28 protein-coding genes and 2 pseudogenes are annotated in these 26035 nt (G+C 69.7%); 15 read left to right on the top strand and 15 right to left on the bottom strand.

Annotated features, from left to right (window positions below; translation table 11 throughout):
• On the top strand, nt 1-1473 hold the full coding sequence (locus tag FNH09_RS06335; RefSeq protein ID WP_152885751.1) for a hypothetical protein: 1473 nt from the start codon (nt 1-3) through the stop codon (nt 1471-1473).
• A 43-nt stretch (nt 1474-1516) separates the two neighbouring features.
• On the opposite strand, the gene FNH09_RS06330 is transcribed toward FNH09_RS06335, so the two are convergent.
• Nucleotides 1517-2134: a hypothetical protein gene (locus FNH09_RS06330; RefSeq protein WP_152885750.1), complete on the bottom strand. Its 618-nt coding sequence runs from the start codon at nt 2132-2134 to the stop codon at nt 1517-1519.
• Nucleotides 2135-2316: 182 nt separating this feature from the next.
• Between FNH09_RS06330 and FNH09_RS06325 the strand changes: the two genes are divergently transcribed.
• Both FNH09_RS06325 and FNH09_RS06320 read left to right on the top strand, forming a co-directional pair.
• On the top strand, nt 2317-2913 hold the full coding sequence (locus FNH09_RS06325) for an HDIG domain-containing metalloprotein (protein WP_152885749.1): 597 nt from the start codon (nt 2317-2319) through the stop codon (nt 2911-2913).
• Between the two features lie 54 nt (nt 2914-2967).
• Entirely contained in the window at nt 2968-3489 is a 522-nt protein-coding gene (locus tag FNH09_RS06320; protein ID WP_238426487.1) for a hypothetical protein, read from the top strand.
• Between the two features lie 215 nt (nt 3490-3704).
• Here the strand turns inward: FNH09_RS06320 and FNH09_RS06315 are convergent, their stop codons facing one another.
• Both FNH09_RS06315 and FNH09_RS06310 read right to left on the bottom strand, forming a co-directional pair.
• Nucleotides 3705-4238 (bottom strand): DinB family protein, encoded by a 534-nt coding sequence (locus FNH09_RS06315; protein WP_152885748.1) that lies wholly within the window; start codon nt 4236-4238, stop codon nt 3705-3707.
• 212 nt (nt 4239-4450) lie between these two features.
• Nucleotides 4451-5344 carry a LysR family transcriptional regulator gene (locus tag FNH09_RS06310; protein ID WP_238426486.1) on the bottom strand — a complete coding sequence of 298 codons (894 nt, stop codon included), beginning with the start codon at nt 5342-5344 and terminating at the stop codon, nt 4451-4453.
• A 124-nt stretch (nt 5345-5468) separates the two neighbouring features.
• Between FNH09_RS06310 and FNH09_RS50050 the strand changes: the two are divergent.
• The 7 genes and pseudogenes from FNH09_RS50050 to FNH09_RS06275 all read left to right on the top strand — a co-directional run.
• Nucleotides 5469-5804 (top strand): annotated as a pseudogene (locus FNH09_RS50050) (alcohol dehydrogenase catalytic domain-containing protein); the annotation flags it as partial.
• Nucleotides 5785-6216: pseudogene (locus tag FNH09_RS06300) on the top strand (FAD-dependent oxidoreductase); the annotation flags it as partial. The pseudogenes FNH09_RS50050 and FNH09_RS06300, both read left to right, overlap by 20 nt.
• A 74-nt stretch (nt 6217-6290) precedes the next feature.
• Nucleotides 6291-7553, top strand: coding sequence for an MFS transporter (locus FNH09_RS06295; RefSeq protein WP_152885782.1), 1263 nt, complete (start codon nt 6291-6293; stop codon nt 7551-7553).
• 58 nt (nt 7554-7611) lie between these two features.
• Nucleotides 7612-8019, top strand: coding sequence for a DUF3224 domain-containing protein (locus tag FNH09_RS06290; RefSeq protein ID WP_152885747.1), 408 nt, complete (start codon nt 7612-7614; stop codon nt 8017-8019).
• A gap of 74 nt (nt 8020-8093) precedes the next feature.
• Nucleotides 8094-8753: a TetR/AcrR family transcriptional regulator gene (locus tag FNH09_RS06285; RefSeq protein WP_202919604.1), complete on the top strand. Its 660-nt coding sequence runs from the start codon at nt 8094-8096 to the stop codon at nt 8751-8753.
• A gap of 242 nt (nt 8754-8995) precedes the next feature.
• On the top strand, nt 8996-9343 hold the full coding sequence (locus FNH09_RS49735; RefSeq protein WP_152885746.1) for an effector-associated constant component EACC1: 348 nt from the start codon (nt 8996-8998) through the stop codon (nt 9341-9343).
• Nucleotides 9330-11045 (top strand): caspase, EACC1-associated type, encoded by a 1716-nt coding sequence (locus FNH09_RS06275; RefSeq protein ID WP_152885745.1) that lies wholly within the window; start codon nt 9330-9332, stop codon nt 11043-11045. Before FNH09_RS49735 ends, FNH09_RS06275 begins: the two co-directional genes overlap by 14 nt.
• A 65-nt stretch (nt 11046-11110) precedes the next feature.
• Here FNH09_RS06275 and FNH09_RS06270 read toward each other — a convergent pair whose 3' ends face one another.
• The 4 genes from FNH09_RS06270 to FNH09_RS06255 all read right to left on the bottom strand — a co-directional run bounded on the left by FNH09_RS06270 (nt 11111) and on the right by FNH09_RS06255 (nt 14556).
• A complete protein-coding gene (locus FNH09_RS06270; protein ID WP_152885744.1) occupies nt 11111-11848 on the bottom strand; it encodes a hypothetical protein in 738 nt (245 codons plus the stop codon).
• 122 nt (nt 11849-11970) lie between these two features.
• Nucleotides 11971-12396, bottom strand: a complete 426-nt coding sequence (locus tag FNH09_RS48210) for a hypothetical protein (RefSeq protein ID WP_238426484.1) — start codon at nt 12394-12396, stop codon at nt 11971-11973.
• A 346-nt stretch (nt 12397-12742) separates the two neighbouring features.
• Nucleotides 12743-13453 carry a hypothetical protein gene (locus FNH09_RS06260; protein WP_152885743.1) on the bottom strand — a complete coding sequence of 237 codons (711 nt, stop codon included), beginning with the start codon at nt 13451-13453 and terminating at the stop codon, nt 12743-12745.
• An 89-nt stretch (nt 13454-13542) separates the two neighbouring features.
• A complete protein-coding gene (locus FNH09_RS06255; RefSeq protein ID WP_152885742.1) occupies nt 13543-14556 on the bottom strand; it encodes a BtrH N-terminal domain-containing protein in 1014 nt (337 codons plus the stop codon).
• 286 nt (nt 14557-14842) lie between these two features.
• Between FNH09_RS06255 and FNH09_RS06250 the strand changes: the two genes are divergently transcribed.
• Nucleotides 14843-15400, top strand: coding sequence for a DoxX family membrane protein (locus FNH09_RS06250; protein WP_152885741.1), 558 nt, complete (start codon nt 14843-14845; stop codon nt 15398-15400).
• A 121-nt stretch (nt 15401-15521) separates the two neighbouring features.
• Nucleotides 15522-16355 (top strand): class I SAM-dependent methyltransferase, encoded by an 834-nt coding sequence (locus FNH09_RS06245; RefSeq protein WP_152885740.1) that lies wholly within the window; start codon nt 15522-15524, stop codon nt 16353-16355.
• An 82-nt stretch (nt 16356-16437) separates the two neighbouring features.
• Here the strand turns inward: FNH09_RS06245 and FNH09_RS06240 are convergent, their stop codons facing one another.
• Nucleotides 16438-17919 carry a multicopper oxidase family protein gene (locus FNH09_RS06240; protein ID WP_238426483.1) on the bottom strand — a complete coding sequence of 494 codons (1482 nt, stop codon included), beginning with the start codon at nt 17917-17919 and terminating at the stop codon, nt 16438-16440.
• Between the two features lie 150 nt (nt 17920-18069).
• Nucleotides 18070-19263 carry a cytochrome P450 gene (locus tag FNH09_RS06235; RefSeq protein ID WP_152885738.1) on the bottom strand — a complete coding sequence of 398 codons (1194 nt, stop codon included), beginning with the start codon at nt 19261-19263 and terminating at the stop codon, nt 18070-18072.
• A 361-nt stretch (nt 19264-19624) separates the two neighbouring features.
• Between FNH09_RS06235 and FNH09_RS06230 the strand changes: the two genes are divergently transcribed.
• On the top strand, nt 19625-20005 hold the full coding sequence (locus tag FNH09_RS06230) for an Imm32 family immunity protein (RefSeq protein WP_152885737.1): 381 nt from the start codon (nt 19625-19627) through the stop codon (nt 20003-20005).
• Here the strand turns inward: FNH09_RS06230 and FNH09_RS06225 are convergent.
• Nucleotides 19957-20439: a transposase gene (locus FNH09_RS06225; protein WP_152885736.1), complete on the bottom strand. Its 483-nt coding sequence runs from the start codon at nt 20437-20439 to the stop codon at nt 19957-19959. The genes FNH09_RS06230 and FNH09_RS06225 overlap by 49 nt on opposite strands.
• Before the next feature lie 6 nt (nt 20440-20445).
• A complete protein-coding gene (locus FNH09_RS50045) occupies nt 20446-20616 on the bottom strand; it encodes a transposase (protein ID WP_152885780.1) in 171 nt (56 codons plus the stop codon).
• A 303-nt stretch (nt 20617-20919) separates the two neighbouring features.
• Between FNH09_RS50045 and FNH09_RS06215 the strand changes: the two genes are divergently transcribed.
• Nucleotides 20920-21411 (top strand): RICIN domain-containing protein, encoded by a 492-nt coding sequence (locus FNH09_RS06215; RefSeq protein WP_162468184.1) that lies wholly within the window; start codon nt 20920-20922, stop codon nt 21409-21411.
• A 64-nt stretch (nt 21412-21475) separates the two neighbouring features.
• On the opposite strand, the gene FNH09_RS06210 is transcribed toward FNH09_RS06215, so the two are convergent.
• From FNH09_RS06210 to FNH09_RS06200, 3 genes are all read right to left on the bottom strand, one after another.
• On the bottom strand, nt 21476-21826 hold the full coding sequence (locus tag FNH09_RS06210) for a hypothetical protein (protein WP_152885734.1): 351 nt from the start codon (nt 21824-21826) through the stop codon (nt 21476-21478).
• A gap of 154 nt (nt 21827-21980) precedes the next feature.
• The gene (locus FNH09_RS06205; RefSeq protein ID WP_152885733.1) at nt 21981-22643 is read right to left on the bottom strand and encodes a lysophospholipid acyltransferase family protein; all 663 of its coding nucleotides are present in this window, start codon (nt 22641-22643) and stop codon (nt 21981-21983) included.
• A gap of 146 nt (nt 22644-22789) precedes the next feature.
• Nucleotides 22790-23905 (bottom strand): serine hydrolase domain-containing protein, encoded by a 1116-nt coding sequence (locus FNH09_RS06200; RefSeq protein ID WP_152885732.1) that lies wholly within the window; start codon nt 23903-23905, stop codon nt 22790-22792.
• A 138-nt stretch (nt 23906-24043) separates the two neighbouring features.
• Here FNH09_RS06200 and FNH09_RS06195 point away from each other — a divergent pair, with 138 nt between their 5' ends.
• A complete protein-coding gene (locus tag FNH09_RS06195) occupies nt 24044-24925 on the top strand; it encodes a GyrI-like domain-containing protein (RefSeq protein WP_162468183.1) in 882 nt (293 codons plus the stop codon).
• A 51-nt stretch (nt 24926-24976) separates the two neighbouring features.
• Here FNH09_RS06195 and FNH09_RS06190 read toward each other — a convergent pair whose 3' ends face one another.
• Complete coding sequence (locus FNH09_RS06190) at nt 24977-25792, bottom strand: PIG-L deacetylase family protein (protein WP_152885731.1); 816 nt, start codon at nt 25790-25792, stop codon at nt 24977-24979.
• Nucleotides 25793-26035: the final 243 nt, after the last annotated feature.

Below are 26035 nucleotides of genomic sequence, written 5' to 3'. Positions count from 1 at the left end.
ATGGACACCGACGCAGTGACGCCCGTCCACCTCGACAAGGTGATGGCCGGCTTGGCGACGAATTCTGCCTTGCCTGCCCCCATGGTCCGGCGGATGTTCGGCTGGCGGCGGGGTTGGGGGCAGGTGGCCGGGCGTCCCGATCTCACCGAGGACATGGTCGCCGAAATCATCGCGATCGACGACCAGTGGCTGCTGCACAGCCTGGCGCTCAACGACCGACTGCCGGACCGCTTCCGTATCCACCTGGCCGCCCACCGGGACGAGGCGGTGCGGCGCGCGCTCGCCATGCGGGCGGGGACCGCCCCGAGGCAGATGGTGGAGCAGCTCATCGTCGATCCCGACCCAAAGGTCCGCGAGTACCTGGCCCAGGGTCGTCACACGCCGCCCGACCTGCGGGCACGTCTGGCCGCCGACTCCGACCCCGAGGTCCGCGCCGCCCTGGCGAGGCACTGGCCTCAAGCGCCGGAAGCGGTCCGCCGGATCCTGCTGACCGATCCCGAGGCCACGGTCCGAGCCGCGGCCTGTTCGACCTACTTCGCGCACAGCCCGCATCCCATACCGCCCCCGGACCTGCTGCCCGCGCTGCTGGCGGACCCGGTGACCCGGGCGGGCGCGGTGATCCACAGCGTTCTCGACGCGGACACCCTTCAGCAGTTCGCCGGCGATCCGGACAGCGAGGTGCGCGCCGAGCTCGCCCGGCACCCCGACCTGCCGCCTTCGGTCCGCGCGGTCCTTGCCGTCGATCCGGCCCTGAACGTCCAAGTGAAGGTCTTCGCCCGGCCGGACACGACGGAGCACGAGCGGGCGACGATCCACACCTCGGTCCACGAGCTGTCGCGTACGCTCCCCGACCCGAGTCCCGACGCCGACGACGAAACCATCATGCAATGGTGTCAGAACGTCGCCGCGCGCACGGAGCTGAGGATCCTGCGCCTGCCCTGGGTCACGGCCGATCCGCTGCCGCACATCGACTCGCCCTACGTCAGTTTCCGCGTCTCGGCGGCCGCCGCCGGGACCCTTCCCGCCGACGCGGTGGCCCGGCTGCTCGACGACGAGGAGGAGATGGTCCGCCTCACCATGGCCCACGCCGCCCCGCACCTGGTCGATCCCGCGACCGCCGAGAACATCGAACGCCGCTACCGCCGACGGAACAAGCACACGTTCTGGTGGGACAGGGCGGAGGTCCTGGCCTTCCCGCCGGAAATCCTGCGCCGCTTCGCCACGGACCCGGTGCCCCGGCTCCGCTCCTTCGCGCCCCGCGATCCGGATCTGCCGCCCACACTCGCCGAGAAGCTGGCCTCCGACCCCGAAGAGCGAGTCCGGCGCGCGATCGCGCCCCACCGCAATCTCCCGTTGGCCTCCCTGCTGCGGCTCCTCGCCGACCCTTCGGAGCACGTGGCGGAGGCCGCCGGTGCCTCGCCCTCTCTTCCCGTCGAGCGCATGGAGTGGCTGCTGACCCGGGCGGGCCTGTAGCCGTCGGGCACAACGACTCGTGCCGTGCGCCGGTCGGGGGCCTTCAGAACAGGCGATCGGCCGTGCCGAGGGCGATGAGTTCGGTGCCGTCCAGCACCTCCGCGAGCGCCTGCGGCGCGCCGCGCATGTGGAAGTAGTCCCACTGCGCGCGGCGGATCACCTGTTTCGGGTGGCCGAGCGCGCACAGCACATCCCAGTGCAGGGCCTGGGCCCAGACGTAGCCCGGGTCGCCGTCGACATCCTTGTCCTCCTCGTCGATCGGGGTGTCCGCGAGCGCGGAGGCCAAGCGGTGGCCGTCCACGGGCCCGGCGGCGAAGTCCAGGAACGCGGCCGGGTCGGCGCCCAGCGGTGCGTCGGGGGCGTCACGGTCGTCCCGTTTGGGCCAGGAATCGTAACGGTGGGCGCGCACCCCGTCCCGCCAGACCTCCAACTCCAGTCGGTCGCCGTCGTACTGGAAGGCGGCCAGCACCGGGACGCCCAATCCGGCGCTGATCGGCCCGGCGAGCGCGAAGACGTCGTTGTCGTCGACGGACCTGTCCGGATGGACGAGGGAGAATGTCGGCCCGGCGGGGAGCGCGTAGCCGACCGCGCAGACCTTGCGCAGGACCGGAGTTGCCTGTTGGAGCGGTACGGGAATCAAAATCGTGCCGTACGTGGTCACGGCCTCACCTCCTGGGACGGCGGCGACCCTACGAGACGGTGAGACCGCGCGGCAAAGGAAATACGCCTGCTGCGGACTCGTACCCATCCGGTGATCTCCTGCCCGGCCCCCACTGCGCGTCCTGGGCTGCGGGCCGCACCCTGCGGAGAACCGCCCGCAGCCAAAGTCCGTAAGCTTGGGCGATGCAGATTCCAAGCCCCTCCGAGATCCGCTCGCTGCACGAGAAGTACGCGCCCAGCACAGAGGCGTTCGAGCTGGTCTTCACGCACTGCGAGATCGTCTGGTCCGTCGCGGAGAAGCTGATCTCGACGGCGGGGCGCAGCCTCGACGCAGATCTTGTACGTGCCGGATGCCTGCTCCATGACATCGGCGTCTATCGACTCATCGACGAAACCGGAAGAATCGACAAACCCAACTATCTGCGTCACGGACTGCTCGGTCATGAAATCCTGGCCGGAGAAGGGTTCTCGGAGGAACTCTGCCGGTTCTGTTCCTGCCACACAGGAGTCGGACTGACGAAGCACGACGTGGAAAGCCAAGGTCTGCCCTTGCCGGTCGCCGACTACATCGCCGTGACCGGCGAGGAGCGACTGGTGATGTACGCCGACAAATTCCACAGCAAGTCCAACCCGCCGAAGTTCCTCTCCGCGGACTCGTACGCCCGGTACGTCGACCGCTTCGGCAGGGACAAGGTGTCCGCGTTCGCGGACCTGCGCGCGGAGTTCGGCGAACCGGACCTGACCGACCTGGTCGCGGTGCATCAGCACGCCCTTGTCTGAACGTTCCGATCTCGACCTGGTGCCGGTGGTACGGGATGGCCCAAGCTGGCCCGCATGGACTGGTTGCCACTGCTCTCCACCCTGGCCGGTGCCGCGATCGGCATCGGCGCCACCCTCATCGCCGATCGGAATCGGTGGAAGCACGAGGACGTCAAAGAAGCTCTGCGGCTGCGGCTCGACATCTACACGCAGTACACCACCACCGTGAAGGCACTCGGGGAGACCCTGCGGGCCTTGGCCGAGCGCGAGCACCCGTCCGACGGCGAGCGGGCACGGGCGCTGCGTGAAGCCTTCCGGGACTCAGGCATAGGGACCGCCTCGGAACGGATGTGGCTCATCGCGCCCGAACCCGTCGTCAAAGCCTCCAACAGCGTGTTCCACTGCCTGCGACGCATCTGCGACGGCTACGCCGACGGGAGTGCCGTCAGCAGTCCGGAGGACCGCGCCCGCTGGGAGGAGCGCGGCAAAGCAGCCGCCAGGATGCGCAAGCTCATGCGCGAAGATCTCGGCGTCGGCCCGCTCGCCGAACGCCACAGCCCCCTTCCCGACGACTACGACGACCCTGCCGCGCAATGATGGTGACGGCGTCGTGCGCGGCGAAGGGGTACCAGTCGATCCCCCGGTCACGCAGTCAAACCGACATCAGCCGGCCAGGGCGCGGACATCCGGCGACGTTCTCGAAGCAGAAGAGGGTCACCCAGTCGGAGGTGTGTCTGTCCATGGCCGCCATCATGCCGTGGCGAGAGCAACTGCCGCCTGTGCGAGGACCGGCACTCCGCCGGCCGGTGGGGTCAGGCGTAGGGATTGCAGACGAGATAGCCGTCGACGCGGCCGATCCAGTCCGAGGCGGGATCGGGTGGGAGCGGGTGGCCGAGGTTGTCGGCACGGACCTCGCTGATCCACTGGTCGTGCTGGTACTCGTGGTTGATGAGCGCGAGCAGCAGGTGGTCGGCGACGATGGTCAGCTGGGCGGGGGCGCCGACCTTGCCGGCCGCGATGTCGCCGATGCGGGCGTGGACGCGTTCGGCGACGGCGTCGCGGAAGGCGGTGAGCCGTTCGACGGTCGGCAGCGCGCCGCGGAACTTCTCCGGGTTCGCCGAGTCCATGACCGCGTCCAGCTCCGGGTCGGGGCTGGGTTCGGCGGCGGTGAGGTTACGGATCATGAAGTGGGCGACATGGGCCTGGTGGCCCAGGTGCCAGCCGATGGCGCTGGAGTTCTCGTGCGGGCGCCAGGTCACCTCGTCCGGAGTGAGGTCCTTCCACAGCTCGTCGGTGTAGGTGCGGGCGCGGTCGTACTCGCGCAGCAGTGCGGTGAGTTCGTGCATGATGCCTCGCTCTCAGACGTATCCGTCTGCGGCCGCGCCGCGGTTGGCCCGGGCCAACCGCGGCGTCATCTCAAGATGTGCATGGTTATGCCTCGCTGAGGCGCACAGGTCGTGCGGAGCGGAAGGTTCCGCGATGTGCCAGCCAAGTTAGGTGCCCGTGCGAGGATCCGGTAGAGGACCACGCTGAATCAGCCCATAAGGGGTGTGAATGGCTAGGGGCGGGCGGCGGCAAGACGGTCGGCCAGCCGGAGCAGGTCCGTGGCGAGCGGGGAGTCGGCGCTCCAGACGGCTTCGAATGAGATCTGCACCTCGCGGCCCGCGTCCAGCAGCGACCGGTGGGGTACGTCGGGCGAGGTGAGCTTGGAGCGAGGAACCATGGCCGAGCCCAGGCCCAGCCTCGTCCAATCCTCCAGGACCTGATAACTGGCTGCCTCGCCCGGATAGGTGTGCAAGGGCATCTCGTGCGCCTGGAAGAGCTGTGTGATGAAGGTGGTCAGGCCGCAGGTGTCCGGCACGAGGATGAAGCGTTCCTTGCCGGCTTCCTCGAGTTCGAGCGGCGCCGCGTCCTCGGCGGTGTCGGGGCTGACGACGACCATCGGCTCGACGTCGATGACCCGGTGCTCGAATCGCGGCATCGCGGCCACGGCGGGGATGAGGATGATGTCGAGCCGACCGGCCAGCAGACCTTCGCGCAGCTCCTGCATGTTCGCCTCCCGCAGCACGAGGTCGCGGGGCGCCGGGAGGTCCTGGACCATGCTGAAGGCCCGGGCGACCAGATGGGAGCCGATCAGCGGTGACAGGCCCATGCGGATCTTCTGCTCGCCGGGCTCGGTCAGCCGTCTGGCTTCGGCCGCGACGGCGTCGAGCGCGTCCAGGGCCCGTTCGATCAGCGGCAGGAGCCGGGCGCCGAATGCGGTCTGGGTCACACCGCGCGGGGAGCGGTCGAAGAGCCTGTCACCGAGGCGCTCCTCCAGTTTGGCGATGCCGTTGGACAGGGCGGGCTGGGTGACGCCGTAGGCGCGTGCGGCGGCGCTGAACGACTTGGTCTCGGCGACCGCCTGCGCGTACCGGAGTCCTTCGAGGTTCAGGCGATCGACCATAGCCATCGTTTATCGCTCCATTCACCAGCGTCCCCTACCGGGCTGTTGGAGGCGTGTCTATGGTGGGGCTCTGCCGATTCAGCATAACCAGCAGCTATGAGCCGCGTGATGTGCTCGAAGGAAGGGCCGTATGCCGGGCACCTCTGTGACCATGGTCGTGACCAGGTCCAGGGGCCTGCTGCACCCGTCCTTCGCCCGGCAGGCACCGCCGACGGGTCGGCGGGTCCGCGTGGCGGTGGTGGCGAGCGGCGTCTGCCACGCCGACCTCGCCACGGCCACGGCCACCGCCACGGCGACCTCCTTCCCGGTCACTCCGGGGCACGAGGTCGCGGGCGTCATCGCCGAGCTGGGCGACCAGGTCGAGGGCTGGACGGTCGGAGAGCGGGTGGCCGTCGGCTGGTTCGGCGGCAGTTGCGGGCACTGCGCGTACTGCCGGGTGGACGACGTCGTCCATTGCGCCGAACGCAAGATCCCCGGCCTGTCCCGGCGAACCCGCCGCGCTCTTCGGCTTCGCGCACGCCCGCACCGTACGGCCCGGATTCGAACAGGCTGTCGTCGCCCAGCTCGGTCGGCTCTTCGGTCCGGCCGCGGCCACCCCCGACACGCTCCACGTACAGAACTGGAGCACCGAGCGATGGACGTCCCCGTCCACCGTGCAGCGCCTCACCGACCACTCCCTCTCCGGCCACCCGCTCCACCGGCGGCCGACCCTGGACGGCCGACTGCACTGGGCGTCGACCGAGACGGCGACCGAGTACGCCGGACACGTCGAAGGCGCCCATGCCGCCGGGGAGAGAGCGGCACGATCCGTCCTGACGGCACTCGCGAGCGCCGACAGCCCGCGCGCCGACCTCACCCACGTCCCCGACGCGGACTGACGCCCCACCACCGCGTGCACCGTCCCGCCCAGGTCGCTGCCCCACTCCCGCCGGCCCTCCTCTGGAAGAGACGCATGACCGATACCGCACCCGCCGACACGACGACCCGCATACCCGATGCCGCCCTCGCCCAGCGCCGCATCCTGCGGGTCCTGGTCGCCTCCCAGGTCCTCAGCGGCGCCGGGCTCGCCGCCGGTGTGACCGTCGGCGCCCTCCTGGCCCAGGACATGCTGGGCTCCACCAACCTCGCCGGGCTGCCCAGCGCCCTGATCACCGCCGGTTCCGCCCTCACCGCGGTCACCGTCGGCCGCGTCTCCCAGGCCCGCGGCCGCCGCCCCGGACTCGCGGCCGGCTATCTCACCGGGGCGATCGGCTCGGCCGGCGTCCTCGTCGCCGCCGTCCTGGACAATCCGGTGCTGCTGTTCCTCTCCCTGTTCGTCTACGGCGCGGGCACCGCCACCAACCTCCAGGCCCGCTACGCCGGGGCCGACCTCGCCGCCCCCGGACACCGCGCCCGCGCGGTGTCCACCGTGCTGGTCGCCACCACCCTCGGCGGCGTCGCCGGCCCCAACCTCGCCGCCCCCACCGGCACCTTCGCCGAACGCCTCGGCATCCCCCACCTCGCCGGACCCTTCATCCTCTCCGGCGCCGCCTACGCCCTCGCCGCCGTCGTCCTCGCCGTATGGCTGCGACCCGACCCGCTGCTCATGGCCCGCCGCCTTGCCCAGGCCGAGGCGGCCGACGCCGGGGCCGCGCGGGCCGCCGACGCCGCCGGCCCGGACGAGGGCCGCGGAGGAGTCGTCCTCGGTGCGCTGGTGATGATCCTCACCCAGCTCGTCATGGTCGCCATCATGACGATGACGCCGGTCCACATGCACGACCACGGCCACGGAACCGCCGCCTCCGGCCTGGTCATCGCCATCCACATCGGCGCCATGTACCTGCCCTCCCCACTCACCGGCCGACTCGTCGACCGCTTCGGCCGCATGAAGACGGCCGCCGCCTCCGGCATCACCCTCCTTGCCGCCGGTGTCCTCGCCGCCGCGGCACCCGCCGACTCCGTCGTCCTGCTCGCCCTCGCACTCGCCCTGCTCGGCCTGGGCTGGAACTTCGGCCTCGTGTCCGGCACCGCGATCATCACCGACACCGTCCCGCTCGCGACCCGCGCCAGGACCCAGGGTCTGGTCGACGTCTCCATCGCCATCGCGGGCGCGACCGGAGGCATGGCCTCCGGGATCATGGTGGCCGCCACTGGCTATCCCGCCCTCGCCCTGACCGGCGGCGCCCTCTCCCTCGCTCTCCTGCCCGCGGTCGCAGTCACCGCGTACCGCAGATGAGCACCGGGAACGCGGATGGCCCGGCGGTGATGTCAGTGGGGCGGCATACGATCCGAGGATGCGAGCTTCAGGAACGTTCAAGGTTGCCGACTTCACCCCGGCTCCGGTACCGAGCCCCGCGATCGACACGGCGCTGCCCGTCGGTGTCGCCACGATGGACAAGCAGTACGAAGGCGAGGTCGCCGGACGATCCGCGACCCTGTTCACCGCCGCGTTCGACCAGGCCGGCGGGACGGGGACGTACGTCGCGATGGAGTCCTTCGAGGGGACGCTCCACGGGCGGGCCGGCGCGTTCAACTTCGCGCACTCCGCGACGACTCGGGGCGGAGGGAGGGAGAGCGAGTTCTTCATCGTCGTACCGGCCAGCGGAACGGGAGCGTTGACCGGGATCACCGGGACGGGCGGCATCGCGGTCGACGAGGACGGCACCCACCGCATCTGGTTCGACTACGAGCTCGGCCAGTAGCGGACTTCCGGTCCGTGAACGGTGACGGACGGGTTGTGCCTGGCGGGTTGTGCCCGGCGGGCTAACCTGCGCCCATGACGACGACACCGCGGCGCAAGCTTCCCCGGGGCATGAGCGCCCTGCCGGTCGACGAGGTGGAGTCGCTGCAACGAGAGCGCGTGTACGCGGCGTTGGCGCAGGTACTGGCCGAACGGGGGTACGCCGCCACCACGGTCGAGGACGTCATCAGGCGGGCGGGGGTCTCCCGGCAGACGTTCTACCGCTACTTCGACTCCAAGGCGGACTGTTTCGCCGCGGCCTACCAGGCGGCCGGGGAGAGCCTGTTGGGGCAGGTGCTCGAACGGCTCGCCGCTGCCGCGAGCGAGCCCTCCGCCGATGCCGACGACGGCCCGCCGCACCGGTTCGGGCGGCTGATCGACGCCTACCTCCGCACACTGGCCGCCGACTGGCCCACGGCCCGGCTCTGCCTGGTGGAGGCGTACGCGGCCGGGCCCGGTGTGCTTCCCGTGCGGGCGCCCTTGTACGACACCGTGGTGGACCTGGTCGCGCAGACCCTCGGGGTCGAGGACACGGAGGGCCGGCTGCTGTGCCGGATGATCCTCGCGGCCACCACCGCTCTGGCGACCTCGGCGGTGGCCGACGGTGACCAGAGCCAACTCGACGCTGCTGCGGTCGAGTTGAACCTCTACGTACACCGACTGTGGGACGCCGGTCTGCTCGGCCCGCGTACCTGACCGGTCGCGCCGCCCCGCCCTCACTCCTAACAGACATCCGTGTTCCTTTGCGTGGGCGGAACCGCTACGCTGCGGGAAGCACCGACGTCCGGATTCCCGAGCGCGGAGGCGACACATGCACAGCGCGACGGTCAGACCAGGTCTGTCACCGGTTCCTGCCGGACCCCGGCCTGGTGAACCACGGCGGGAAGAGCGGCAATCGGCGCAGGCGCACATGTGGACCGAGGGGCCGGGGGGCACCAGTGGGACATGAGACTGCCGACGCACCTCGCACGCTCGAACTGACGCTCTCCGATCCGGCACAGCTCTGGGGACTTCGGGACTGGCTGCGTGCGCAGGACGGGATCAGCGTGCGGGTCAGACCCGCGGCACCGGCCCCCGGCGAGCTCGGCACCGCCGACGTACTGGCGGTGCTGGCCGGCAGCAGCGTGCTGGCCGCAGCCGTGAAGACCCTGCCCGACTTCCTGCGCTCGCGCCGCTCGAACCTCAGGATGCAGATCACCGTCGAGGGCAAGCAGGTCGAGATCGAGTGGGAGAACGCGGACCGGGCACTGGAGATCGTCGAACGGCTGCTCCGTGACACGCCCTGAGCCGTTGTACGACTACGCACGCTCACGGGCGGTGCTCATCGGCGTGTGGGACTACGAGCATCTGCCTCCCGTGGCCTCGGCCACCAGGAACAGTCTCGACCGGATGACCGATCTGCTCCAGGGACCGCGCTGCGGCTGGCCGCGGTCCTCGGGCAGCCCGGCCGACCGGCTCCAGATCGTCCGCAACCCGCGGCGGCGCAACAACCTGCCCGACGACCTCATGCGATGGTTCGAGGACGCCACGGACCTGGCACTGATCTACTTCGTCGGCCACGGTCGGCTCTACGGGGACGAACTCTGCCTGGCGCTCGCCGAATCCCCGTTGAGCGGGTCCGCCCAGAAGACCACCGGGCTGCGGTTCTCCGACGTCCGGGAGGCCCTGGAGGAATCCCAGGCCGCCACCAAGGTGGTCATCCTGGACTGCTGCTTCTCGGGCCAGGCCACGCTGCCCAGGCACACGCTGTCCGCGCCCGCCATCACCGAGCTGACCCACTGCTCCGGGGCCATCACGCTGACCGCGACCGACGCCTACCGCACCGCGTGGTACGAACCTGACTCGACGAGCAGCCATCCGCAGACCCATTTCACCCGCTACCTGGTCGACGCGATCGAGACGGGCGCCGACGGCCACCCGCACGGGGTCTCCCTCGAAGCCGCCTTCGCGACCGCCTCGGCGGCCCTGGTCCGCGACGGCAAGCCCCGGCCCACCCAGTCCGTCCGCCACCATGCCGGGCGGTTCGTCATCGCCCGGGGCTCGGTTCGCCGGCCCCCTTCCGACCGGCAGGAGGACACTTCTGGCGAACAGGCCGTCGGGACCGGCCCGACCCATCAGGACGTGGAGGCGCTCTTCCAGGCCGCCCTCGCACTCGAACGGGACTGGGACATCGACGCGGCAGGCCTGCCGCGCATCGAGTCGATGTACCGGGATGCCGCCGAGGCCGGACATCCGGAGGCGATGACCCGTCTGGGCCTGATCCTCGAAGGACGGACCCAGGAGCGCCTCGGGGGCACGCTCCCCGGTGAGAGCACCGCCCCGGACATCGACGGCGCCATGCACTGGTACGCCCGGGCGGCCCGGCTCGGCAGCTCCCACGGCGCCTACTTCCTCGGGCTCGCCTACGAGGACCACCTGGGCAACTGGCCGGAGGCGCTGAACTGGTACCGACAGGCCGCGCGCGACGAACGGAACTGGGCGGCGCGCAAGGCCCTGACCGGACTCGAGGACCGCATGGCCCGCGGCCTCGGCCCGCTGACTCACGCCGGCAACTTAGGAGAACCCGGCAATTCCGCACACCACCAGGATCGAGAGAACGGGGAGTCAGTCGTGTTCAGCAATCGAGCGAACGAGCAGGGTGAACTGGTCGCCAGGATCCTCGCCGGTCAGGCCGGCCCCGATGTCGTGGCCGCAGTCCAGAACAACTTCCAGCAGTGGCTGCGCGGCCAGTGGGGCGGCGACCAGAGACTCGCTCTGGCCTTCTGCGTGAACGCGCTGGCCGAGGCCTGCGGCGGGGCACGCGGTGAATGGGGCACGCTGAGCGAGAAGGAACAGTCGGGACTGGTCTGGTTCTTCAGCCTGCTGTGCCTGCCGACCAGGGACAGCGTCGAGAGCGACGCGACCGCCTTCCGCAAACAGACCCGCGACGCGGGCCAGCGCCTGGCGAACATCGCCCACACCGCGAATCTGTTGCGCGGCCAGCCCTGAGCCTTGTCGGGCGGACCACGTCCGACAACGCCCTCTCGGGCGACTGGACTGCGGGCCGGACACTGCTACGCCGGTCGCATGAGGTGGAGGTGCGGACCCCATGCGTCCAGGACCGCGCCGTGTCCGGCCTGTCGCGTCACCGCCTCGACCCGGGCAAAGAGGCGGCGCTGCGCGGACACGTCGCCTGTGGCCGAGATGAGGCTCACGGTGTCGAGCAGCTGTCCGGTGTCCCAGCCGGGGAGCGGGAATCGAGCGAGCTCCCACTCCAGGTACTTGTTGTAAGGGCGGGGGCGGCGGTCCAGAGCAAAGAGCAACTCCAGCAGGAACCGGACACTGTCGGCAGCGTCGAGACGGGCAGCGAGGGCATGTCCGTCGCGAGTGTTCTTGACCGACCGGTAGAGGGAGTTGGCGTAGGCGTCGAGCCGATCGTCCGCGGTCCGGAAGGCTTCACCCACGTCCAGCCGCGCCTTGTCGGCCAGGATCTGGGCGATGCCTCCGTCAAGCCGGTCGAGCACGATTCGCGCGCGGGCGAGGGCGTACCGCTCGAAGCCGGGCATGCCGACGGCGCGGAATTCGTCCAGGGAGAGGATGACGAGGTCGAGCTCCGGGGTGCGGTGTCCCGCGAACCGAGTGAGGTCCGTTGCCGCGCTGCCGGCCAGGACGACATACAGATCGTGGTCGGAGTGCTCGGTGGTCATGCCTTCATGAGCCCGGGAGCCCTTGAGGACCAGACCGACGACAGCCGAGTCGGCCGCGGCAAGCTCGACGAACGCCTCGAAGGTCATGGGTTTTTGAACGGTCATCGCGCTGTCTCCTGCGTGGGGTGACGGGCATACCAGCCGGGCGCCCCCTGGCCATCAGGGTCGCCCGCATCGCCTGCGGTGGCGCTCGGCCGCCGCCCGGAAGATCAACGCACGTGCGGACCCTATCGGTCGGCGCTCCCGGCGGTCTCGCTTTCGACCGTCTCCACGAGCGAGGCGTCGGGAGCCAGGCGGATGCCCGGTATGGGGGAGGGGAGTGGCCAGAGCAGCGACGGGGCTTTTCCGGCGGCGGCAGTGATCAGGGTTGCCCTGAGTCCCATGAGGGTGGCCATCGGCGCCTCCGGCGACGGCGTCGATGGGGCGGATGCCGTGGTTGACCGTGCCGCAGGCGCTCGCCACGCGACTGTGCATGCCGTACGGACGCCACGAGCACCGCTCGGTCGTTGTTCCGGATCGCGCGTCACGTAGGGGGCGAGGACACCTTCGATCGCGCCTTCGATCGCCGCGAGTTCCTCGGCGGACACCACGACGCGGGTGTCGGCCACACCCGCCGACCTGCGCCGCACCGGATCGAGTCCCGGTTCGGTCATCCCCGGGTCGGCAGGTCGGCGGAGCGCACGAACATCTCCTGGGACAGTACCCGTGCGGCGGACTGGCCCTCCTCGTCATCCGGCATCTCGCCCCGGAACCCCCGTGCCGCGGCCTGCCACCTGCGTTCCCGGCGATCGGTTCCAGGCTCGGCGTCGTGGACCAGCCCGAAGCTTGCCACTGGCGTAGATGCCGGCCGGTCACGGACGCAGTGGCTCCCGCATCCGGTGACAGTCGCGTCGCTGTCGCAGGTCCGTGCCTTTGCGGGTGTTCGAGGAGCGCACGCCGGACGGGATGCGCGAACGCTCGCCTGGCTCTCGGACGGGGACCGTCGCGATGTCAGTGCTGTCAGAAATGGTCTGGGCACTCCCCGGCGAATCCCTGTGAGACGGGCTGCCATACGCCCTGGTCCTCACGCATGCTCAGTCGATCCGCTTCCTGTGCGGTCTCGATCAGCTGAGCGGTGGTCAAGGGGACGGCCGCCGTGAGCACCCGCCCCAGGTGGTGACAGTGCAGGATCGGACGGAGCGCCTCCGAGTACGGCTCATCGGCGACCGCGAAGAGATCGGGCAGGGTCCAGCCCAGCGGACCCGCTGAGGCACACAACTGCTGCCGACGGTGCGGACTCGGGTCCCAGCGCCGCACCATCCCGTACAGCGTGCTGAGGGACAGCCCCATGAACGGCAGCTCACGGATTCCGAAGCCGCGGTTGCGGATCAGCTCGCCGAGCACGGCGGCGAACCTCGTCTCGGCGGGATGGCCGCCCGGCCACGCCGACTGCACGAGGGGTTGTGCAGCGGCGGCGCGGGGCAGCGAGCGGACGAAAGCCTCCAGCGCGGCGAGCTGCGAGTGGTCGCAGAAACTGATGCGGTAGGCGAACTGCCTCAGGACCCTGGCGTCGCGCTCGGGGGGAAGTAGCTCCGTCGGCACCGGGTGGCCTGCGACAACGAAGAGGTCGGCGGCCGGTATGCCGAGTTCGGCGGCAAGTTCGGTGATTCGCTGCGGGGCGGTGTCCCGTCCGCTCGCGGCGAGGTTGCTCAGAATGATCGACCGTTCCATGGCGAGAAGGTAGCGGGTGGGCTGCCGGCGCAGCCGGGGTCGACTGACGAGCGTCGGGCCTTCGAGAAGCCGGAACTCCTCGAAGACGGTCAGGGCTGGATCGTGCCGGTGGTCTCACCGCCGAGGCGGCTGAGCGCCTGCATGGCCTCGCGTTCCATGCGTGCGAGATCGCCGAGGACCGAGCCGGCCTGGACGAGGTACCGCGCATCGCCCGATTCACCAGCCGTCGTGATCAGTGCTGCCACTTCCGTCCACAGTGCGGCTGCCTCGGCGTACAGAGCGTGGCCGGTGCGCAGGTGGCCGCTGTCGAGCAGGCCGGTGCATTCGGCTAGGAAGTCGCGGTAGAGGTTGCGGAACAGGGCGCCACCGGTGCCGGCCTTCTCCATCAACAGGGCGGCCTGCGGCAGGTCTCGCCGGGGGTCCTCGGCGCGCTGGAGCCAGGTGCGCACCAGCTTGCCGGCTTTGTCGATGCCGCGGTGGCCGAGGTTGGCGATGGGCGGGTTGAGGAAGGCGTTGGCGCAGGCAGTGATGGCGGGGACGATCTGTCCGTATGGGGCGGGCAGGTCTGTCGGCGCGGTGAGCGCGAAGGAGCGGTGCTTGGCGGTCATCGGGCCGCGGGCGGCCCTGGCCCGGGCGAGGGTGGTCAGGCTGGTGGAGACCGCTCCGCCCTGCTGTTCGGTGTCCACCAGGTAGGCGCTGTGGTCGTCGTAGCCGTACATGGCGACGACGTGCCCGCCGAAGTGGACCTTCGAGCCGAAGTAGTCCAGGTGGTAGCTGTCGAGCTGGAGTCCGACGGGTCGGCCGGCGCCGATGAGGGCCGCGACGTCATCCCATGCCTTGCGCGGGGAGGTGGTCTCCTGGACCAGAAGCTCCAGCCCGAGCCTGCCGGCCAGGTTCCTGGTCAGGTCGAAAGGCCTGACCCGTCCCCCGAGGAAGGGGAAACCCATGTTCTTGGCGTCCCAGTAGACGAAGGACAGACCGGAGCCGAGGCCGAACAGCATGGGCTCGGACAGATCGAGTCCTTCATGCCGCAGCAGCACCCCCAGTGCTGTCGTCTCGCAGTGCTCCATACCGCGAGGATCGATGGCTACCACCGTGGTCATGCGGTGCTCCTGGTCGGAAGTGATCGGTCGGGGACGATCGGTCGGGTCGTCGGTTCTTCCTGTCGTGCTCGGGCACCGATCAAACCCCATGGCGATCAGCCACTGCGAGGACCGGGGTAAAAACCTTGACCTGTGGCTCACTGGGCACCGCAATATTCCACTAATTTCACCAATAAAGTGTGGAGTTATCGTGGTGTCTGCGGGGCCCCTCCGCACGCACGATCGTGCTCGGCCCATGCCCGAGCTGGGGGGAAGCCCGTTGTGGCGTTCCGACCGGAGCCTTCCCATGTCCACCAAACGCACAGTGCACCGTCATGCTCGTTCCACACCATCGGCACCCCAGCCCACCGCCGCCTTCGTGGTGACCGCCGCCGACTGCGGTCTGCTGCTCATCCGGCTGACCTTCGGCCTCTTGATGGCCGGTCATGGGGCTCAGAAGGTCTTCGGGCTCTTCGGGGGCCAGGGACTGACCGAGACCGGCAAGGCATTCGCTGCCCTGGGCTACCAACCCGGCAAACTCTTCGCCGCGATCGGCGGTCTGTCCGAACTCCTGGGAGGCCTGGGACTGGCCCTCGGCCTGCTGACGCCGCTGGCGGCGGCCGCCCTGATCGGCGTCATGATCAATGCGATGGCCACGGTCACCGGCGCCCACGGCCTGTGGGAGACGGACGGCGGTGTGGAATACAGCGTCTGCATCGCCGTCGTAGCCCTCGCGATCGCCGCCATCGGCCCCGGCCGACTGGCCGCCGACCGCTTCCTGCCGTGGGGCGTGGGCGGCTGGAAAGAGGCAGCGTTCGCCCTCGGCCTCGGCGGCTTGGCCGCCGCGATCACACTGAGTCTGTGAGCGGCCACCTGAAGGTGATCGTTTCGTGGCGGCCGTGGCGTACCCGCCCGCTACACGGTCGGCAGGGTAGAACCCAGAGTGTGAACAACCGGCCGCAATAGCAGGAAACCGGAGGCATTCGATGACCGAGGCGAGCGACGCGGCCCAGGCCGACCACGCGCTGAAGGCGAAGCACCGCGCGATGTGGGCGCTGGGCGACTATGCCTCCGTGGCGTCGCACGTCATCCATGATCTGGGTGGTGAGCTGGTGCGGGAGTGCGGCATCCGGCAGGGCGACAGCGTCCTGGACGTCGCGGCCGGCTCTGGGAACGCGGCCATTCCCGCCGCCCTCCTCGGCGCCGACGTCGTCGCCTGCGACCTCACGCCCGAGCTCCTGGAGGTCGGCCGCCACCTCGCCTCGGTGCGCGGCGCCCGGGTGGACTGGCGGGAGGCGGACGCGGAGCACCTGCCGTTCGCGGACGGAGAATTCGACACGGTGATGTCCTGTGTCGGCGTGATGTTCGCTCCGCACCACCAGCAGGCGGCCGACGAACTGGTCCGGGTCTGCCGCCCGGGCGGCACCGTCGGCCTGATCAACTGGACCCCGGAAGGGTTCATCGGGCAGATGTTCACCGCGATGCGTCCCTACGTTCCCCCGCCGCCGCCCGGCGCACAGCCGGCACCCCTGTGGGGCGACCCGGAGCATGTGCACACGCTGTTCGGGGACCGCGTCACCGACGTCGACGCCCGTCGGCAGCGGTTGCGTGTGGACCGGTTCGTGCGACCGCAGGACTTCCGGGAGTTCTTCAAGGCCTGCTACGGGCCGACCATCGCCGCCTACCGCTTCGTCTCCGGGGACCCCGAGCGGGTGGCAGCCCTCGACGCCGCCCTCGACGACCTGGCCGCGCGGCACCTCACCGACGGCGCCATGGACTGGGAGTACCTGATGGTCACCGCCCACCGGACCGCTGCGTAGACGCGTGGCCGCGTAGACGCGTAGACGCGTGCAAGGTGATACGGCGACCGGGAGATCGCCGGGAGCCTCGCTGCGTCCGCGATCACTTCTCGATCTGGAGCACGGCCATCATCCCCGCGTCCTCGTGGTTGAGGATGTGGCAGTGCAGGACCGTCTTGCCCGGATAGTCGAGGAACCGGATCCGCACCACCATGTTCCCGCGCGGCGGTACGTCGACGGTGTCCTGAAAGCCGTAGTTGGTCTGCGGCTTGCCGTTGATGCTCATCACCTGGAAGTCGTTGGTGTGGACGTGGAACGAGTGGACCTCGTCGCTGTCGTTCTTGATCGTCCACTCTTCGACGGTGTTGAGCTTGGCCCGGAAGTCGACGCGGTGATGGTCGAACAGCTTGTGGTTGATGTAGAAGACCGTGCCGGCCTTGTTCTCCGTGAAGGTGACCGTCTTGCGTCCCGCGACGGGCTCCTTCCCGAGATCGTCCACCGGGGCGAAGGTGGTGGGCAGGGTCGCGGGCCGCATGGGTTCGCCTTCGGAGCGGACCGTGGCCAGGGTCGCCAGGGGGAACTGGTTGCCGGCCTTGCCGGTGTTGTACGGCAGGGTCCGCAGCTCCGACACTCCGGCCTTCGGGCCCTGGACGAGCACGTCGTAGCGGGCGCCGGCGGGGATGACCAGGGAGTCGACGGAGTAGACGCGGTTCACCGGGTAGCCGTCCTGGGCGACGACATGGAACCGGGTGCCCGGCAGCTGCACCTTGTAGAAGATGTTGGCCCCGATGTTCGCGAGGCGCCACAACTGGGTCTCGCCGGGCCTGATCCGGATCCGCGGGTCGAGCTGCCCGTTGACGGTACGGGTCGTGGGGGCGCCGATCTTCAGGTTCGCGGTCTTGACCTCGTCTCCCACGAGCTGGAAGTCCTTGAGCGCGACGACGCGTTCCGTGATCCCGCGCAGCGCCGCGGGCAGATAGTCGTCGAGACCGTCGACCACGATCAGACCGGCCATGCCCCCCGCGGTCTGGCCGGCGGAGAGCGTGTGCGGGTGCGGGTGGTACCAGTACGTGCCCGGTTCCAGGCTCTTAGGGAAGGCGTACCTGTAGGTGGACGACTTGCCCGGCTCGACCGTCAGAAAGATGTTGTCCGAATCGCCGACGGGGGAGACGTGCATGCCGTGCACGTGCAGGTTCGTCTGCTCGTCGAGCCTGTTCTCGAAGGAGACCTCCATCCGGTCCCCGGGCCGCAGGCGCAGCGTGGGCGGCATGTACATCCCGTTGTACGTCAGGGCCCACAGCTCGCGCCCCGCCAGGCGCACCTTCCTGCGCTCGACGACGATCCGGGTCTTGAGCAGTCCGTCGTGGCTCACGACCTGCGGGGGGTTGCGCAGGTCCTCCGTCGCCCGCGCGGTGAGGGCCGGCGACGGGGAGACGCTCGGCACGGGGACGGAGGCCGGCTGCGAACGGGCGAGCGCGGTCGCCTCGGTACGCGGCGCGCCGCACCCTGCCGCCAGGGCGAGCGCGGCAAGTGCGGCGAGCGCGGATCCGGTGGCGGTCCGGGTACGCGGGGCGGGTACGGACAAGGTGAACCCCCATGCCCCGCGAAGGGGGAAGTCGGGCGGCCGTGGGCTGCCATCATGCATCCCGGAATCCGACGGGCTCGGTCACGACCCGAGGGTTCGGCGCGGGCGTCACCTTCTTGAACGAGCCTCCAGGACACGGACGGCAGGGCATCACCCTCGGTCGACGGCCACGCGCAGTCCGCGGATCACATAACCCCCTATCTCGTCCTGGAACGTGACGCGGGGCGGTGTGAGCATGCGGATGCCCTCCAGGGCGAAGAGGTGGCCGAGGAAGACGTTGGTCTCCATCATGGCGATGTCCGCACCGGGGCAGCGGTGCGGTCCGTCGCCGAAGGACAGGGCGGCCGCGTACCGCCCGGTCGTCGCCGGCCGACCGGGGCAGACCGCCGTGGGCGTGGCACCCACAGCCTCCGGGTCGGTGTTGGCGTCGTCCACGAGGATGTCGACGAGCGCGCCGGCGGGCACGGTGACCGGGCCGTCGGAGCCCGGCACCTCGACGGAGCCGGTGGTCCGCCGGCTCAGCCGGGCGACCACGGGTTCCAGGCGCAGGATCTCGTGGATCACCGCGAGGCGTTCGGTCTCGTTCCCGTTCGAGTAGCGCTCGCGCAGGGCGGCGTCGGTGAAGAGATGCCATGCGGCGACGGAGATGAACTCGCGGGTGGTGATCATTCCGGCAGCGGCGTAGGTGAGGCATTCGCCGAGGATCTCGGGGTTCGAGCAGCCTTCCGCGATCAGGTGGGAGATCAGGTTGTCGGCGGGGCGTTCACGGTGGGCGCGGACGGCCGGGCGGACGTCGGCGAAGTAGATCCGCAGCCAGTTGCTGTTCTGGCGGAACAACCAGTAGATCCCGTGCGGACTGGTGAACCCGGGCTTGCCGAACTTCTCGGGGAAGAAGCGCTCCAGGCGGCCCTGAATGCCCGGTCTGCTGTGGGTCAGGCCGATCACCCCGCACGCCACGTCGATCGAGACGCCGAAGGTGAGGTCCTCCAGCCAGGCCTCGCCCTCGGTGCGCAGGGCGTCGAGGTGCTTCTGCGTGACGCGTTCGGTGAGTTCCCGGTAGTGCTCGTCCACGCGGCGGGGTGTGAAGTAGCGGGCGGTCTGACGACGGTGTTCCCGGTGTTCGGGCCCGTCGCGGTACAGCACCGGCCGCCGGATCCGGGCGGGCAGCTTCTCGACGGTCTCGATGCCCAGGCCTGCCTGCACGGTGCCGGTGCTGCGCAGAACGGCGCGCGCCGCCGAGTAGCCGCGCACCTGCCACGTACCGTCGTCCCCATGGCTGACCGGGCAGCCGGGTCCGGTGGGATCCCTGCGGATCTTCCGTGCGTCGTCGTCCGCTCGGTCCATCGAATGCAGCCTCCGTCGTCGTGTCGGTACCCCTCCCGGGAGGAGCCCGCTGTCAGGCATGTGCGGCCAGACTTCAGGATGGCGGCCCTCGCCGCCAGACCTTCGACCGACCGGGGCCGTAGCCTGTCCCTACCAGGACCGCCCAACGAGGTTGGGAACCAGGGGAGTTGAGGTTACTGGAGGCCCGCCGAGGGGCGGCCGTCGAAGGCGTCCGGCGCGGTCCTTCAACGCGCGGTCCGCAACCTCACTGCCGTCGGCTTCGCCGGTCGTGGTCGACACGGCTGAAGCTGCCTGAGACCGAGGACCGGCAGGACGATCCAGCCTTGGTGATCGATAGGATCGACAGACCGGAGGGGATGCGATGTTGCAGGTTCTGTACAGCGGGGCAACCAGAGAGCTCGAGCTCTCTGGGACGCGTCAAGGGCTCTTGACGCTCGGGCAGCTGCTGCGGGGGAAGGGCGGAAGCTGCGGTCTTTCGGAGAACCCGCGCCCCTTCCCCTACGAGAGGTCGCTGTCCAAGATCGCGTTCTGGGAGGACCCGGAGCGCGACACCGCTTCGATCGTCACGGAAGGCCAGGTCCTGCGAATCCGAGGAGGGCGGAAAGCTCTCGACCTCCTCGCCGACAACATCGAAGACTTCGCCTCCGAAGCAGATGCAAGCGATCATTGTCACGTCGAATCCCCGGCATGCGACTACATCGTGCCGGAATCGGACCCACTGGTGATCGCGTTCATGAGCTGAGCCTGCTGGGCAGGGGCTTTTCGGACGGCTTTCAGGCCACGGCCGAGGATCTGGGCGGTCCACTCGATCCGACGCCCGGCGAAGCCTTGGTCGGCCCAGACCTTCCGGACCGTGGGGTGGTCGAGCCTGGTCCACGGCAGCGGCCGCTTCCCGTCGTCGCGGTCCTGGATTCTCGCCGCAACGACGTGGACGGCCAGGAGCAGGCCGAGGATATCGGTGACGATGAACCTCTTGCGACCTTTCGCCTTCTTGCCCGTGTCGAAGCCCCTGGTGGCAGCAGGGACGGTATCGGCGGTGCGGACGGACTGCGAGTCGATCAGCCCGGTGCTCGGCTTCGCGTCACGACTGTCGGCTTCACGGAGCCTGCCACGCAGGGCGTCATGGATGCACTCAACGGCGCCGTTGTCGTGCCACAACGTGAAGTACCAGTACACCGTCGGTCACGGAGCGAAGTCCCTCGGTAGTTGCCGCCAGGAACACCCGGTCCGGACCACGTAAGAGATCGCATCCACGATCCGCCGCGGTGGATGCTTCTCCCGACGGCCACCTTTCGGCCCCACCCACGGCGGCGGCAGCAACGGCTCCACCAGCGCCCACTGCTCATCCGTCAGGTCCGACGGATGCCCACCCCAGGACTACTCGCCGTGAGCTGACCGAGCGCCTCAGCAAGGGGGTACGGCAGATCTCGAACGCGGTCTGAGCTCTTCCGCTGGACGACGGCTGCTACTTCGCCGGATTTCTGGATTTTCCGGGACTGCCTGCACGCACTGCATGCATTCATGGCCACTTGTCGTTCACTGAAAATTCTGGTGAGGGTTGTTTATTTCCCCTCTCGACGGATTGCGTATTTTCATTTGATCACGCTAACGCTAGCGTTCCCATGGTCATCTACCGGATGCGGGAAGGGAATTCGCATGTTGAAAATATCGAACCGCGCGCTGATCTCGGTATCGCTGGGCGCTCTGACTGCTATTACGCTGGGCACTGGATCGGCTTCCGCCTCGGCTCAGCTCTATGCACCCATAACCAACTACAAGAGCGGTACCTGCCTGTCTCTTGCGAATGGTGGGTCGACTGCCAACAACGTCTCTGCAATTCTGTACACCTGTAGTGGCGCGTCCGAGCAGTCCTGGGAGCCTTCGGGGAGCACGTACGTAAACTTCAAGAGCGGAAAATGTCTGTCGCTCGCAGACGGCGGGTCGACGGCTAATGGAACCAAGGCGATCCAGTACACGTGCAACGGGCAGCCCGAGCAGGACTGGTACCTGCGCGACGGTCAGCTGAAGAGCGGTAAGGACTTCAGCAAGTGCCTGTCGACGCAGAGTGGCGGAACGGCAAACAATACGAACGTCGTCATCTATGACTGCAATGGTGCTCCCGAGCAGCAGTGGTCGTGGCTCTTCTAGCCTCGATCTTCAGCGAGGGTTCGTCGGCGAGGCCGGCGGACCCTCGCGTTTCCGGCTCGTACGGTCAGCATCTGCGATGCCACCACGCCAACTCCGGGTCCGCCGTGGGCTCGTGGTGCGTTCGCCCGAGCAGTACCTCGTCCAGGCGTGCGACCTGTACCCGCAGTTCGGCGGCGGCTCTCGGCGGCAGCATGGACAAAGCCTCTTGCAGCTTGTCCCGGGCCCAGCCCTCGCCGCAGCACGGGCAGGTGAACTCGGCCTCCCACCGTCTCCACCGGCGTTCGGTGCCGTGGACTCGGACCGACCACACGCTCAGCGCGACGGAGACGATGCCCGGCGTGAGCCGGTCCCGTTCGAGCGCGCGGACGGCTGCATTCGCCGCTCCCGACAGGCCGGGAACATCGCGAAAGCGCACCCAGGAGTTCCACCTGCCGCGTTGCCGCGGCCGTAGTGAAGCCGGCGTTCTACGCGGCACGGCCCCTTCGAACATCGATCATGGACAGCATCGTCCCACGGCAGAGATCCGCCGGACAGTGCTCAGCCCGGATCGTTCGCCGAACTCCCGTGGCCTAGACGGCGAGCGCGGCGGGTTCTCCGAGCCGGGCGGCGGCCGTGCGCCAGGCGGCCGTCACCGCTGCGTGGGCGCGCTCGGTGCGAGCGGCACCGTCCGCCGTCAGGTCGAGGGGCTCGCCCACGTGCACGTGCAGTCGCGGGCGGCGAAGCGGTGCCGTGAACAAGCCTGCGAGCTGTTTGGACTTGCTTCCCGAGGTGACCCGACGGGCGCCGGCCTGGCCCACGGGCACCACGGGGGCCCCGGTGCGCTGCACGAGCCGGGACAAGCCGCTGCGGAAGGCGTGGGGGGCCGCCTCCGCGGCGTCGGTCCGGCGCGGGAGACCGCCCTCGGCGTAGATCAGAACCAGCTGTCCGCGCTCCAGAGCCTCGACGGCCCCGTTCAAGGCGTCCGCTGCGCGTCGGTCGCCGCGCCAGACGGGGATGTGCCCTTCGCGGGCGAGTGCGCGTCCCAGGACCGGAACACGCCACAGTCCGGCAGCCGCCATGACAACCGGACGAGCCCCGAGGCGGTGCAGTGCGGCGAGTACGACGGCGGGGTCGGCGAGCGAGGTGTGGTTCGCGGCGATGATGCTGCCGGGGACGAGTTCGGCGCCCGCGTCGGCAGTGATCGTGAGGCGGCCGACGGCGGGCACCAGGACGTCGGCGAGGCGGCTGAGCATGGGTCGTTCTCCTGATCTCGACAGGGTTGACCTCCATCGTCGGCCCTGAGATCCCCGGGGGCCTGAGTAGGAGCACTCATCTTTCGAGGCCAGGCACGCCAGGGCGGCGTGCCTCCGTGGACCCGGGCGGCCCCCTCGTCGCGCTGTCAGCGCAGGCCGCTGTAGGCGGCCGTCACGATCTCCATGCCGCGGTTGTCCTCCTGCCGACCCCGGTCGATCATCCGGTTCATGACGTAGGCCACCGTCAAGCGTGAGCCAGGATCGTTCACCACCAGCGAGCCGCCCCAGCCGCCCCAGCCGAAGGTGTTGCCGAACCTGCCGAAGCCCACCGTCCAGGCCATCGGCGTCCGCAGCACGCGGTCGTCGCCGCGGAACACCTCCTGCCACGCCGGCTCGCACCCCTGGGGCGACAGCAGCCGTACGCCGCCGGCCGAACCCCGGTTCGCCAGTACCGACTGGACCAGGGCGACGGAGCGAGCGTTGCCGTAACCGTTCACCGCGGGGATCCGCGCACGGCGCCACGCCACGGAGTTGACGTCCTTGACCCGGATCGCGACACCGGTGGTCTCCCGGCGGGTGCCGTCCGGACCCGGCGGTGCGTCGGCCACGTACTCGTCGGTCAGCGATGGTGGCGGGATGAGCGGTGCCACGCGGTGGTCGTGACCGGCGGAGATCCCGATGTGGAAGTCCGCGCCCAGTGGTTTCGCCACCTCTTCGGCGAAGAACTCGCCGATGCCGCGGCCGGTGATGCGGCGGACGATCTCACCCACGAGGAAGCCGAAGGTGAGCGCGTGATAGCCGGCGGCCGTTCCCGGTTCCCATTCGGGCGCCTGGGCGGCCAGCCCCGCCGTCACGCCGTCCCAGTCGTAGAGCTCCTCGACCGCCGTCGGCCCGGACAGGTCCGGAAGCCCCGCGGTGTGCGACAGCACGTGCCGTACCAGCACGTTCTCCTTGCCGGCCGCGGCGAACTCGGGCCAGTAGGCGGCGACCGGCGCGGACAGATCGAGCTCGCCCCGGTCGGCCAGAATCAGCGCGCACAGGGCGACCATGTTCTTGGTCGTCGAGTTCACGCCGACGAGGGTGTCGCGTTCCCAGCCGACGGAGCGTTCCGCGTCGGCGTACCCGCCCCAGAGGTCGGCCACCGGCTCGCCGTCGAGGTGGACGGCCGCCGAAGCGCCCACGTCGTCCTTGCCGAGCAGAGCCGCAAGTGCCTCACGGACTGCGGTGAACCGGGGATCGCAAAACCCCATAATGTCAGTCATGGGCACAAGTCTCGGACGGTGCCAAGCCTTCCTGCCCGACAATTCCCGCGCGCGTTCTGTCAGGCGGGTCGCGAACAAATCTTGCAACTCCGGTGTGGCGCCCTGACGGCCGCGCACTGGTCGAGGGGACGGACACGCGTGTTGGAGCGGCTGAATCAGGCGCTGGACCACCTGGAGGCCCGCCTCGACGGGGAGGTCGACATGGCCGAGGTGGCCCGGATCGCCGCGGTGTCGGAGTACCACTTCCGGCGGCTGTTCTCCGCGCTCGCCGGAATGCCGCTCCCGGTCTACGTACGGCGCCGACGCATGACCCTCGCCGGGGCCGAGGTACTGGCCGGGGAGCCGACGCTGCTCGACATCGCGGTGCGGTACGGGTACGGCTCGGGCGAGGCGTTCGCCCGGGCCTTCCGGTCGGTGCACGGCGTGGGTCCGGGCGAGGCCCGGCGCACGGGTGCGGTGCTCACGGCGCAGCCGCGCATGTCCTTCCGCGTCGTCGTCGAAGGCAGTACGGCCATGCGGTACCGCATCGTGGAGAAGGAGGCGTTCCGGGTCGTCGGCAGCAAGGCCCGGGTTCCGCTCGTGCACGAGGGCGTCAACGCGGCAGCCATGGCGCACTTGAAGAGCCTGGACGAGCGGGCGATCGTACGGATGAAGGAGCTGGACCACCAGGAGCCGACGGGGATCCTGTCGGCGGCCGTGTACCTGACCGACAGCCGGGACGAGGGTGCCGAGGCGGACTACTGGATCGGCGTGGCGACCGGTCCGGATACGGCCGCCGAGGGGCTGGACGCCCTCGATGTGCCGGCCGGGACGTGGGCGGTCTTCGACAACCACGGGCCCTACCCGAGCGCCCTCCAGGAACTCTGGCGAGACGTGTTCACGCAGTGGTTCCCTTCCAACCGGTACGTGAGCCGGCCAGGTCCGGAACTCCTGCGGACGCAACCGGTGGAGATCGGCGCGGAGACCGGCTCCCAGCTGTGGATCCCGGTCGAGCGGGACACCGGGAGCGCCGGGACGTGAACGTCGGTACCTGATCTCGGGGTCATGGCTCAGCGTGCCGGGGCTCGGGGATCAGACTGTCAGCCTGCGCCGGACGGTGTGGACGTGAGCGGGGCCGGGGGTGATGCGGGTGAAGTACTCGGTGGCCAGGATCCGGTGGCGCGTCGCCTCGTCGAGGCGGGAGAGCAGCGCGGGCAGGGGCCGCTCGCCCCGGAGCTGGCTGGTGTGCGCGCAGATCGCGTCCCATTTCTGCGCCAGCCATGGCGTCACGTCCACGACCGCGGCCACGTCCTCGTCCGGCACGCTGTGCAGTCCCTTCCCGACACCGCTCAGCAGTGGCCCGAGGTCGCCGGTCCCGGAGTGCGGGTGCGTGGCCGCGTAGAGCGCGCTGGTCCGCCAGGGCTCGCCCGCCTCGGGGTGCAGCCTGCCGATGCCGGCAGCCTCCACGGCGAGCAGAGCCACTCGGTGGGTACGACGGTGATCCGGGTGGCCGGTGAGCTGGCCGAGCGCGTCATGGGTGACGACGACTTCGGGACGGAACCGCCTGATGTGCGCGACGACCCCGGCGACGGCCTCAGCCAGGTCCACGTCGCACCAGCGGGACCGGCCGGGCGCCGAGGACTCGTTGCGGGCGTCGCCGTATCCGAGCATGCGGGGCTCGCCCGCGCCCAGAACCGTCAGGGCCGCGTCGAGCTCGGCGGCCCGCGCGGTGTCTCCGGCCCAGGTCGCGGTGACGACGGCCGTGCGGGCGCCGGAGGCGGCATGCTGGGCGAGCACACCGCCCGCGAGCAGACTCTCGTCGTCGGGATGGGCGAAGACTCCGAGCAGCGAAGGACAGCCGGACCCGGACCCGGACCCGGACCCGGTCGCGGAAGCGGAGCTTGTCATGAGCGGGAACCTCATATCTCACCGTGGGCGGAGCTCGGGAAGGCGGGCGAACGCCCGGCCGATCATGTTCGAGGTGGGGTCCGGTCAGAGCGTCGGCTTGCGTTGGAGTGCGCTTCAGGTCGTAGCGTCGCAATGACCGCGGCGCACGAAGCCTGTGGACCACGGGTCCCGGCCGGGAGGCCCGGTTGTGGCAGCGGTGGGCTTCGTGCGGTCCGGTGAACGATGAACGTAGTGTGCGGAATA

The sequence above is a fragment of the Streptomyces adustus genome (assembly GCF_009377175.1).
Lineage (GTDB): Bacteria > Actinomycetota > Actinomycetes > Streptomycetales > Streptomycetaceae > Streptomyces > Streptomyces adustus.
The sequence above is the reverse complement of the archived record's forward strand: the minus strand, read 5'-3'. Positions and strand labels throughout refer to the sequence as shown.

Coding starts and splice junctions, on each gene's coding strand:
- FNH09_RS06260 (WP_152885743.1), bottom strand. CDS start 13,453: ATGGAACGGTCGATCATTCTGAGCAACCTCGCCGCGAGCGGACGGGAC.
- FNH09_RS06295 (WP_152885782.1), top strand. CDS start 6,291: ATGACCGATACCGCACCCGCCGACACGACGACCCGCATACCCGATGCC.
- FNH09_RS06190 (WP_152885731.1), bottom strand. CDS start 25,792: ATGACAAGCTCCGCTTCCGCGACCGGGTCCGGGTCCGGGTCCGGGTCC.
- FNH09_RS48210 (WP_238426484.1), bottom strand. CDS start 12,396: ATGACCGAACCGGGACTCGATCCGGTGCGGCGCAGGTCGGCGGGTGTG.
- FNH09_RS06230 (WP_152885737.1), top strand. CDS start 19,625: ATGTTGCAGGTTCTGTACAGCGGGGCAACCAGAGAGCTCGAGCTCTCT.
- FNH09_RS06245 (WP_152885740.1), top strand. CDS start 15,522: ATGACCGAGGCGAGCGACGCGGCCCAGGCCGACCACGCGCTGAAGGCG.
- FNH09_RS06290 (WP_152885747.1), top strand. CDS start 7,612: ATGCGAGCTTCAGGAACGTTCAAGGTTGCCGACTTCACCCCGGCTCCG.
- FNH09_RS06200 (WP_152885732.1), bottom strand. CDS start 23,905: ATGACTGACATTATGGGGTTTTGCGATCCCCGGTTCACCGCAGTCCGT.
- FNH09_RS06320 (WP_238426487.1), top strand. CDS start 2,968: ATGGACTGGTTGCCACTGCTCTCCACCCTGGCCGGTGCCGCGATCGGC.
- FNH09_RS06235 (WP_152885738.1), bottom strand. CDS start 19,263: ATGGACCGAGCGGACGACGACGCACGGAAGATCCGCAGGGATCCCACC.
- FNH09_RS06255 (WP_152885742.1), bottom strand. CDS start 14,556: ATGACCACGGTGGTAGCCATCGATCCTCGCGGTATGGAGCACTGCGAG.
- FNH09_RS06315 (WP_152885748.1), bottom strand. CDS start 4,238: ATGCACGAACTCACCGCACTGCTGCGCGAGTACGACCGCGCCCGCACC.
- FNH09_RS06335 (WP_152885751.1), top strand. CDS start 1: ATGGACACCGACGCAGTGACGCCCGTCCACCTCGACAAGGTGATGGCC.
- FNH09_RS06205 (WP_152885733.1), bottom strand. CDS start 22,643: ATGCTCAGCCGCCTCGCCGACGTCCTGGTGCCCGCCGTCGGCCGCCTC.
- FNH09_RS06215 (WP_162468184.1), top strand. CDS start 20,920: ATGTTGAAAATATCGAACCGCGCGCTGATCTCGGTATCGCTGGGCGCT.
- FNH09_RS06310 (WP_238426486.1), bottom strand. CDS start 5,344: ATGGCTATGGTCGATCGCCTGAACCTCGAAGGACTCCGGTACGCGCAG.
- FNH09_RS06325 (WP_152885749.1), top strand. CDS start 2,317: ATGCAGATTCCAAGCCCCTCCGAGATCCGCTCGCTGCACGAGAAGTAC.
- FNH09_RS06270 (WP_152885744.1), bottom strand. CDS start 11,848: ATGACCGTTCAAAAACCCATGACCTTCGAGGCGTTCGTCGAGCTTGCC.
- FNH09_RS06250 (WP_152885741.1), top strand. CDS start 14,843: ATGTCCACCAAACGCACAGTGCACCGTCATGCTCGTTCCACACCATCG.
- FNH09_RS06285 (WP_202919604.1), top strand. CDS start 8,094: ATGACGACGACACCGCGGCGCAAGCTTCCCCGGGGCATGAGCGCCCTG.